Annotated in this window: 5 protein-coding genes, 1 tRNA gene and 1 pseudogene; 1 reads left to right on the forward strand and 6 read right to left on the reverse strand. The window is 33.4% G+C overall.

Annotated elements, in window-relative coordinates; genetic code table 11:
* Positions 1–54: 54 nt before the first annotated feature.
* From RCH19_RS05785 to RCH19_RS05805, 5 genes are all read right to left on the reverse strand, one after another.
* Positions 55–984 (reverse strand): bifunctional riboflavin kinase/FAD synthetase, encoded by a 930-nt coding sequence (locus RCH19_RS05785; protein ID WP_343022415.1) that lies wholly within the window; start codon positions 982–984, stop codon positions 55–57.
* A gap of 100 nt (positions 985–1,084) precedes the next feature.
* The gene (locus RCH19_RS05790; RefSeq protein ID WP_343022416.1) at positions 1,085–3,121 is read right to left on the reverse strand and encodes a M43 family zinc metalloprotease; all 2,037 of its coding nucleotides are present in this window, start codon (positions 3,119–3,121) and stop codon (positions 1,085–1,087) included.
* 136 nt (positions 3,122–3,257) lie between these two features.
* Positions 3,258–3,884 (reverse strand): aminoacyl-tRNA hydrolase, encoded by a 627-nt coding sequence (gene pth, locus RCH19_RS05795; RefSeq protein WP_343022417.1) that lies wholly within the window; start codon positions 3,882–3,884, stop codon positions 3,258–3,260.
* A gap of 305 nt (positions 3,885–4,189) precedes the next feature.
* A complete protein-coding gene (locus RCH19_RS05800) occupies positions 4,190–4,801 on the reverse strand; it encodes a 50S ribosomal protein L25/general stress protein Ctc (RefSeq protein WP_121924591.1) in 612 nt (203 codons plus the stop codon).
* A 124-nt stretch (positions 4,802–4,925) separates the two neighbouring features.
* Positions 4,926–5,867 carry a ribose-phosphate pyrophosphokinase gene (locus RCH19_RS05805; RefSeq protein ID WP_343022418.1) on the reverse strand — a complete coding sequence of 314 codons (942 nt, stop codon included), beginning with the start codon at positions 5,865–5,867 and terminating at the stop codon, positions 4,926–4,928.
* 219 nt (positions 5,868–6,086) lie between these two features.
* On the opposite strand from RCH19_RS05805, the gene RCH19_RS05810 reads away from it, so the two are divergent.
* Positions 6,087–6,166: transfer RNA gene (locus RCH19_RS05810), tRNA-Leu, on the forward strand.
* A 338-nt stretch (positions 6,167–6,504) separates the two neighbouring features.
* Here RCH19_RS05810 and RCH19_RS05815 read toward each other — a convergent pair.
* A pseudogene (locus RCH19_RS05815) lies at positions 6,505–6,624 on the reverse strand (IS982 family transposase); the annotation flags it as partial.

The following is a 6,624-nucleotide window of genomic DNA, read 5'->3' on the forward strand; positions in this document are numbered from 1 at the left end:
AAGCTACAACAAAAAGTTGCGCATCCTGAGTAATTAAATTATTTTAAGACTTATTTATAAATTGTTCAAATAGCTAAGCGCTTCTTTTTTATCGGTCTCTAGCTGCGTTTTAAGTGCACTAACTGATGAGAATTTTTGTTCAGAACGAATGCGCTTCAAAATAGATACTCGAACATTTTGATGGTATATGTCGGCATTAAAATCAAAATAATGTACTTCAATAGATCGGTTTTCACCATTAACGGTAGGGTTAAAACCAATGTTCATCATTCCAAATATTACTTTATCTTCAATGATACTCTTTACGATATAGACGCCGTTTTGCGGAATTAATTTATAGTTTTCTTTTATTTCAATGTTGGCTGTTGGAAAATCAATCGTCCTTCCGAGTTGTTTGCCTTGGACAACAATACCAGTAAGAAAATATTCGTAACCTAAATAATCATTCGCTAAAGTCATTTTTCCTTCAATTAAAGCTTGTCTAATCTTTGTTGAGCTTACTGAAATTTCATTGATTTCCTGAACTGATATTTGTTCTACTTCAAAATTATATTGCTCACCGTAAGCGATGAGGTCATCTATGTTTGCAGTGCGATTTCTACCGAAGCGATGATCATGTCCAATAATTATTTTGTGGATATCAAATCGGTCTACAAGCACTGTCTTGACGAATTCTTCCGCAGTTAAACGTGAGAACATTTCATCAAAAGGATGAATGACTAAATTTTGAAGTCCAATTTCCTCTAACAAATCTATTTTCTCATCAATTGTATTAAGTAATTCAATGTCACAGTCCTCTTGCAAAACCATTCGAGGATGAGGGAAAAAGGTCAAAACTAAACTTTCGTACTTTTCGTTCTCAGTGTTTTGGATTACTCTTTCTAGTATTTTTTTATGACCAATATGAACACCGTCAAATGTGCCTAATGTTATAATAGTTTTTTTTGTAGAACTGAAATCGTTTATAGAATGAAAAATCTTCAAAGCAAGGGTTTTATGATGGTGCAAATTTAATGTATACAATTGATATAACTTAAAAAGGACTGAAAACTTCAGCCCTTTTTAGTTAATATAAAAGAAATTATTACTTTTTAATGAATCGAATTGTAGTTGTTCCTACATCGTTTTTGACTAATTTCAGTAAATAGATGCCTTGAGATAGGCTCGTAACATTTATTTGTTGATTTTCTGCTGGATTCAATTTTTTAGATTTTATTATTTGGCCTAGCAAATTGAAAATAGTGTAAGAGGTAGGGGATTCTAGTTGGTTTTCTGTGTTGATATTTAAAAGTGATGTGACTGGATTGGGATACACAGTAACTGAGCTTAGCTCTTTACTATCATTTCTCGAAAGTGTTCCAATACGGAAGCTGGTCGATTCCTCAGCTTCAAAACGCGCGTCTGACACTACTATATTTTCAGTAGCAGTTTTTAAGTTATAATAGCCAGTTCCGTTTTCGCAGCAAAACCCATCACCATAATTGTCAAACATTTTAAAGGTGTAGCATTCATCATTTGGAAGGTTAAAAACCTCAGTAATTACAGCAGGTGAAGTGGTTGTATCATTATACGGACCGCCTTTGTAAACTACAGTTCCAGCTGAATTAGTTAATTGCCAATCTGTCTCAGAACCATATTCGTCTAACTGCAAAGTTAAAGTGACTGTGTTACCAGAGTAACTTTTTATAAGATCAAAATCGATAGAACTTACATTGTTTTTTATATTTTGATCTGTTGTTGTATTTACATTGTTTATTTCAATTTTAAAATTACGTTTGCCTCCACTTGCTGTTATGGCATCTAAAGTGATTTCTGCTGATGCACTATTAGAAAGATTGCCTGTCCAATTGATTGTTCTCACGTTCGCATTATCTACGCTGTAGGTAATAGTAGCAGAGGTTAAAATTGCAGATCCTTTATTTGTTAATTTAACAGTAGGACTAAATGTGGTAGTACAGGAATTTAAATTTAAACTTACAATAGATATAGCGCCATCATTTACATAAATAAATCCAGGTTCTAGAGCGTCAGAAGTTTTTAGTGCAACTCTTCGTGGTGAATTATTCATAACCGTGATCATACGTAATTTTTGATCATTTGTGAATATATTCATGCACGCATCATTAGTATAATCCATATAGTTTTCAATCATATCATTACCTTGTGATGGACAAGAATCAACATTTACTGGACATCCTTCATTTTCTTTTGCTGTATTAGGAGTGTCGTCACAAAAATCATCTACTGAGCATCCACTTGCTGAATCTCCGTCACCCCAAATATGTCTTAAACCAAGCCAGTGTCCTACTTCATGTGTCGTTGTTCTTCCCTTGTCAAATACTGGAAAGTAAGTTCCACCAGGGAAATAAGTATTTGATCCAAAAAATTTGTATCCTATTACTACTCCATCTGTAAGTGCTGATCCCTCATTAGAATTTAGTCCAGTTAGTCCAGATTGACTTGGAAACTGAGCGTAACCAAGGAGCTCCGTATTTGCAAATTTAACGACCCATATATTCAAATATTTTTCAGGATCCCATTGCGTTTGGGGTTTAACAAAATTATCTATGTCCTCTGTTGACCAATTTCCTTGTAACAAATTGACACGATTTATTCCGTTAGATGTTACTCCTGCCGGATCTCTTTTTGCCAAAACAAATTCAATTTCTACATCGGCGCCAACTGGATTCGTATTAAAGCCAGGTGTGTTAGGTCTTCTTCTAAAGTCCTCATTTAGTACTCGAATCTGACTTTCCACTTGGCCATCGCTAATATTTTCGTCAGTTCCTATCAAGTCTCTACTATGAATAACGTGCACTACTACCGGTATGGTAATAATAGCATTAGTTCGCTGTGTTTTTGAAGGGTTCAAATTCTTCTTTTTTTCTAAAGCAATCTTTGGAGCAATCCACTTTTCAAATTGATTAATTGAAGGTCGGTTGCTATTTTTTGATTTTAAATACTCTTCATATTCAGTTGTGGCACATCGAATAACTGATCCATTATTTATTAATTTTTTCTTGCCAAAAAGCTCGACCTCTTGCATATTATTTACTTGCGCAACACTATGGTTAGCCATAAAAGCAAGACATAATAGTAATAGAAAAGTAATTTTTTTCATAGTTTTATTTTTTCAATGATATACGTAAATTTTAAAACCTTAATCGCACTTAATTTACAAATTCTTTATTTTGTAAAAAAGTTACCATTGTTTAAAATTAGAGATTTTTTTTGTCTGATTACGTTTGTCCTCTTTTTTATTTTCCGTTGAATGCAGTCATAGTATTTTCTAAACCAGCCGTTCCAAAAGATTTTATGATTTCAGAAGCCATTTCTAATCGTTCAGGAAGCGCAGCTTTTTCAGCATCGTCCCAGTCTCCAAGCACGTAATCTACTTGTTTTCCTTTTTTAAATTCATCACTTATACCAAAACGGAATCGGGCATAGTTTTGAGTGTTCAAAACCAAATTAATGTTTTTTAATCCGTTGTGACCGCCATCACTACCTTTAGGACGAATTCTTATACTTCCAAAAGAGAGATTTAAATCATCAGTAATAATAAAGATATTTTCTAATGCTATTTTTTCTTTCTCCATCCAATATTGAACTGCTTTCCCGCTGAGGTTCATATAGGTGTTCGGTTTTAATAATAAAAAAGTCCTGCCTTTAAATTTGTATTCCGCTAATGCGCCTAATTTTACGGTTTCAAAAGAAACGCCTTCTTTACGAGCTAAAAAATCTACTATTTTAAAACCGATGTTGTGGCGCGTATTGGTATATTCTGCACCTATATTGCCAAGTCCTACTATTAAAAATTTCTTCATTTCAGGCGTGTTATCTTCTGTTTTTGTTGATAAAAACAGTTTTTTGATCCATTTTATCATAATGCAAAAGTAAACTTAATTGGATAATTTCTAATACATGTTTGGTTTATAATTTCTCGGTTCATTTGATGTACAGTTAAAATTTGAGCACGGATTTCTTAAGGAAGTAAATTGTGTAAAGTAGCCCCGATTGCAATGAAAATCCTTTTTGTGAGCCTACCAGGCGCGCAAAAAGATTGTAATGTAAAGCGGGACAATTATTGTACTGAAAATAAAAGCGACTGCTCCTAATTATATAGAAAAGGGATAAAACAAAAAAAGCACCAGTTTTACAACTGATGCTTTTAAATATGCTTGAAAAAATATTATTTTTTCTTTCCTTTTACTGGAGCTTTTGCTGCTTTTGCTGCTTCTTGAGCTGCTTTCATCGCTGCACGAGAAATCTTCACTTGACAGATAACAGTGTTGTCTGGGTGCATGATTTTGTAGTCAGGAGAAGCTACTTTAGTAACATATAATTTGTTACCCATGTCTAATGGAGTAATATCAGCTTCGATAAAATCTGGAAGATTTTTAGGTAAAGCTTTTACTTTAAGTTTACGTGTGTTCAAACGTAAATCTCCACCAGCCATAACTCCTTTTGATTTACCAACAATTTTCACTGGAACTTCAATGGTGATTTCTTTGTCGTCAAACAATTGGAAAAAGTCAATGTGTAGAATTTTGTCAGATACCGGGTGAACCTGGATGTCTTGTAAAACTGCATTGAATGATTTTCCGTTTCCAAGATCGATCTCAACTGTGTGAGCGTTTGGGGTGTAAACCAAGCTTCTGAAAGCCATAACTTCTGCTGAGAAATGAACTGCCTGATTTCCTCCGTATAAAACGCAAGGAACCAATCCAGCATTACGTAGGGCTTTAGTCGCAACTTTACCCACGCTTTCTCTTTCTGATCCTTTAATTGTAATCGATTTCATTGTAAATTTATTATAGTTATTAATATTATACTTTGCATATAGACAATAAGTAGCCGTAAATTAGGATGATTGCATTATCTAAAAACTCTACTATTTGTTTGTCTATCTTCGAGAAGTTTCTAATTTACATTATAAACTTTCCGCTTATTGAATTGTTATGGTGAACCATGTGCATTACTTCAGCAAAAAGTGGTGCGCAACTCAATACTCTAATTTTCTTTGACTCTTTCTTTAAAGGAATAGAATCGGTAACAATCAATTCTAACAATTTAGAATTTTCTATTTTCTCGTAAGCATCTCCTGATAAAATGGCATGCGTACATATTGCTCTTACACTTAATGCTCCTTTTTCGATCATTAAATCAGCGGCTTTCGCCAAAGTGCCTCCGGTATCAATCATGTCATCAACTAAGATTACATTTTTACCTTTAACGTCACCAATCAATTCCATGCTGTCGATAATATTAGCTTCTTTTCTTTGTTTGTAACAGATAACTACGTCTGATTCTAAGAATTTAGAATAGGCGTAAGCTCTTTTAGAACCTCCCATGTCTGGAGAAGCAATTGTTAAATTGTCTAATCCTAAGCTTTTTACATATGGTAAAAAGATAGTGGATGCAAAAAGATGATCTACTGGTTTCTCAAAGAAACCTTGAATTTGGTCAGCGTGCAAATCCATAGTCATTACTCTTGTTGCTCCAGCAGCATCTAATAAATTAGCTACTAGCTTAGCTCCAATCGGAACTCTTGGTTTGTCTTTTCTATCTTGTCTTGCCCAACCAAAATAAGGAATTACTGCTGTTATATGTCTTGCTGAAGCACGCTTTGCAGCGTCAATCATTAATAACAATTCCATCAAATTATCTGCCGATGGGAAAGTTGAACAAACAATAAAAACGCGTAACCCTCTGATTGACTCTTCGTAAGAAGGCTGGAATTCACCGTCGCTGTACTTTGACGTTGTGATTTTCCCTAATGGGATTCCGTATTCTTTCGCTATTTTTTCAGCTAGATAGACACTTTGTGAACAAGCAAAAATTTTAGCTTCCGGTTCTAGGTGTGACATTTAATTTGTTGTTTTGTAGTTAGTTGTGTATTTCGTTTTTAACGAGGTGCAAATTTATAAAATTTATTTAACTCTGAAAGGAAATAATTAAGTATTTTTAGTTGAACATTTAATATTATTTTTTACATTTGCAGGGTGTTAAAGGAATTGATGGTTGATTTAAACACAATCACATCTTTTATTGCGTCGAAATGACTGTTGTTATTTCATGTCTGCTAAGCCCGGATGGCGGAATTGGTAGACGCGCTGGTCTCAAACACCTGTGGGAAACCGTGCCGGTTCGACTCCGGCTCCGGGTACTTAAAAGCCTCTTAATCGACTGATTAAGAGGCTTTTTGCTTTTAAAGGGTGGCCAAAAAGGTGGCCAAATATTATTTAATATTTTTTCAATCTTAATTTATTTGAATTCTTTTAATTAAAACTAAATATTCTAATTATGGCGTAAATTTAGTTTAGCATAACCATATTTAGAATTGACAATATTAGCAAAAGAGAATAATTAGGTAATTTAATATTGAATTCAAGCTTTTTAATATTATAATTTTTTTTCATAATTCCTGCTTTTGTTTAAAATCCCTGACTTTTATTTTTTTTTAAAAATTATATACAGAGTATTTATTTAACCCGTTGGGTGTAATTAATTGATTTGTATTTTAATATTATTTATTGGTCTGTTAAATATGAACTTATTAATATATTGAATCATAGTTAGAGACGTTATTTTTGCTAAAATTCGGGTTTTAAATCCATCAAAAGA

Source organism: Flavobacterium sp. PL12 (genome assembly GCF_039123485.1).
GTDB classification, from domain to species: domain Bacteria; phylum Bacteroidota; class Bacteroidia; order Flavobacteriales; family Flavobacteriaceae; genus Flavobacterium; species Flavobacterium weaverense.

What these genes read in the sequence shown, in the direction of transcription:
- RCH19_RS05800 (WP_121924591.1), bottom strand. Translation starts at nt 4,801, where the DNA reads ATGAAATCGATTACAATTAAAGGATCAGAAAGAGAAAGCGTGGGTAAA.
- RCH19_RS05805 (WP_343022418.1), bottom strand. Translation starts at nt 5,867, where the DNA reads ATGTCACACCTAGAACCGGAAGCTAAAATTTTTGCTTGTTCACAAAGT.
- pth (WP_343022417.1), bottom strand. Translation starts at nt 3,884, where the DNA reads ATGATAAAATGGATCAAAAAACTGTTTTTATCAACAAAAACAGAAGAT.
- RCH19_RS05790 (WP_343022416.1), bottom strand. Translation starts at nt 3,121, where the DNA reads ATGAAAAAAATTACTTTTCTATTACTATTATGTCTTGCTTTTATGGCT.